Origin of the sequence: Caballeronia sp., assembly GCF_049581465.1 — a bacterium.
In the GTDB taxonomy this organism is placed as follows: Bacteria; Pseudomonadota; Gammaproteobacteria; order Burkholderiales; family Burkholderiaceae; genus Caballeronia.
The window spans coordinates 1-2,187 of sequence record NZ_JBAUSA010000783.1; the positions used below are offsets into that span (position 1 = coordinate 1).

The following is a 2,187-nucleotide window of genomic DNA, read 5'->3' on the forward strand; positions in this document are numbered from 1 at the left end:
GCGCGCGACCGAGTTTTTCGGACATCGCGGGCTCGGCGGCCTTGAGCTTGCCATTGACCCATGCCACATCCATCTTGCTCGCGGTCAGGATTGCACCGAGTTCGTCGTGGAGTTCGCGCGCGAGCTGGGTCTTCTCGTTTTCACTCACCGATTGCAAATGCCACGCGAGCGCTTCGAGTTGCCGGGTGCGTTCGAACACCAGTTGATCGAGTTCTTCCTGCTGCGTGATGAGCTTTTGTTGCACGCGATCCTGCTTGGCGAGTTGAATACCGAGGTTGCGGAACAGGAGCAGGAACAACACGATATTCAGCGCGCACAACGCGCCCACGCAGAACGTGGAGATACGCTGGTCGGCATGGCTCGCGTCGAGAGCGGCCTGGGCGCGGCGTTCCTCATTCAGGCGCAAGAGGGCCAGGGTGTGATCGAGCATGTCCGTGTTGCTCGCAGCGCTTTCCTGCGCCGGGCGCGCGGCCAGGCCGACGCCAATTCGTCCGTCGAGGGTTTCACCGACCTGCCTGAAACTGGCGAGCGCGGCGTGGTCGGCCATGCGCCGATAGTACGCATCCAGCGACGCAACCGTCTGCTGGATCCGTGCCGCGGCGAACGCGTAGTGTCCCGCGTAGGCGGGGTCTGGCCTGAGCTGGAACGCGCGCTCGCTGGCGTCAAGCGACGCGATGTCGCCCGTTAGCGCGGACAATTGCGTGGTCGCGCCTTTTGCGTCGAGTGCGGTCTCATATTCAGCGGCGATGCGCATGCGGCCCGACTCGAGAATCACGAGGCCGCCCACGGTAATCACGATCGCGACCGTCATGGCGACGGCCCAGCTCCAGCGCCGCATCCACACGTTGATTCGTGCGTTGAGCCGCGTTGCACGATGGGCGACACCCGCCACCGGATTTGACGCGCCGTGTTCGCGCGTGGAGGAGATCATGGATTACGCCCCAAGTTTTTCTGTTCCATCAGTGTAATTTTCGCGGTGCTTCGAGCGACTCGAATCTCTCGCGGACACGCGCGTCTCAAGCGTCACAAGCCAGTTGAAAGTGCATGTAGGTGGACTCCTACGGTAAAAACGGCGTGCACCCGAATGGCAGGCGGGTAAGGTACCGCTATTATCGTGCCAGCAGTCCAACCTTTTCGTTTTGGAGAGCCGATCATGTTGAAGTGGGCTTTATTTTTCGCCATCGTGGCGATTATCGCGGGCTTGCTCGGCTTTACGGGAATCGCGGCGGGCGCTGCGAGTATCGCCAAGTTTCTATTCGTGCTGTTCCTGATCCTGTGTGTCGTTTTCCTCGTCCTCGGGTTTGTGGTGACGAAAAAAATGATCGATTAGGGAGAGACCTGAGCGCGGTATCGCGTAGGGTCCGATCCGGGTCCGGGAACGCAATGTGCGCACAGCGTCGGGCGTGGTCGTGCGATCCCGGATTCTAGCCAAACCCCCTGCGCAGAGGGCTTTCGTTCCCGTTTCGCGTGACGCCCAATCTGATCCCCCGTTAGGAGCCAATCAATGTCGAAGTCATCTGCTGTGAAAACCGCCCCGCCGCAAGCAAAGGAAGCGGGGTCCAAGTCCGACCCGTTCGTGCTCGACCTGGAAAAAATCCGCGCCGACGCTCGTCAACACATGGAAGACGGCCCGGTGACCTCGAGCTACGGCGCCGACAAGGAAGTCGTGCTGCAACTCCTGAACGACGCGCTGGCCACCGAAATCGTCTGTGTGCTGCGCTACAAGCGGCACCATTTCATGGCGAAGGGCATTCATTCGGAAGCGGTGGCAGCGGAATTCGCGGAGCACGCCGCCGAAGAACAGGAGCACGCTGACACCATAGCCGAGCGCATCGTCCAGTTGGGCGGCGCACCCAATTTCGCGCCGGAGAGCTTGAAGTCACGCTCGCATTCGGAATACAAGGAAGGCACCGATCTAATCGATATGATTCGCGAAAACCTGATCGCGGAGCGCATCGCGATTGATACGTACCGCGAAATTATTCGTTATCTCGGCGACAAGGACGTTACGACGCGCCGGATGTTCGAGGAAATCCTGGCGGTCGAAGAAGAACACGCCGACGATATGGCCGATTTGCTCGAAGGCCGCGACGGCTAGACGATCGAGCGCGATCGATTTATCGATGACGCCCGGCAGGAACGATCCCGCCGGGCGTCAATACAATGAACGGTTTCAGGGAACGGCCG

General features: G+C 60.4%; 2 protein-coding genes and 1 pseudogene. 2 read left to right on the top strand and 1 reads right to left on the bottom strand.

Going from position 1 to position 2,187, the window contains the following annotated elements; all coding sequences use genetic code 11:
* Nucleotides 1–931, bottom strand: a pseudogene (locus WCA53_RS19270) (sensor histidine kinase); the annotation flags it as partial.
* A 222-nt stretch (nucleotides 932–1,153) separates the two neighbouring features.
* On the opposite strand from WCA53_RS19270, the gene WCA53_RS19275 reads away from it, so the two are divergent.
* Both WCA53_RS19275 and WCA53_RS19280 read left to right on the top strand, forming a co-directional pair.
* The gene (locus WCA53_RS19275) at nucleotides 1,154–1,330 is read left to right on the top strand and encodes a DUF1328 domain-containing protein (RefSeq protein ID WP_423914227.1); all 177 of its coding nucleotides are present in this window, start codon (nucleotides 1,154–1,156) and stop codon (nucleotides 1,328–1,330) included.
* Nucleotides 1,331–1,504: 174 nt separating this feature from the next.
* Nucleotides 1,505–2,098: a ferritin-like domain-containing protein gene (locus tag WCA53_RS19280; RefSeq protein WP_423914229.1), complete on the top strand. Its 594-nt coding sequence runs from the start codon at nucleotides 1,505–1,507 to the stop codon at nucleotides 2,096–2,098.
* Nucleotides 2,099–2,187 lie beyond the last annotated feature (89 nt).

Bases quoted from the DNA above. Each gene is read 5' to 3' on its own strand.
- WCA53_RS19275 (WP_423914227.1), top strand. From the start codon at position 1,154: ATGTTGAAGTGGGCTTTATTTTTCGCCATCGTGGCGATTATCGCGGGC.
- WCA53_RS19280 (WP_423914229.1), top strand. From the start codon at position 1,505: ATGTCGAAGTCATCTGCTGTGAAAACCGCCCCGCCGCAAGCAAAGGAA.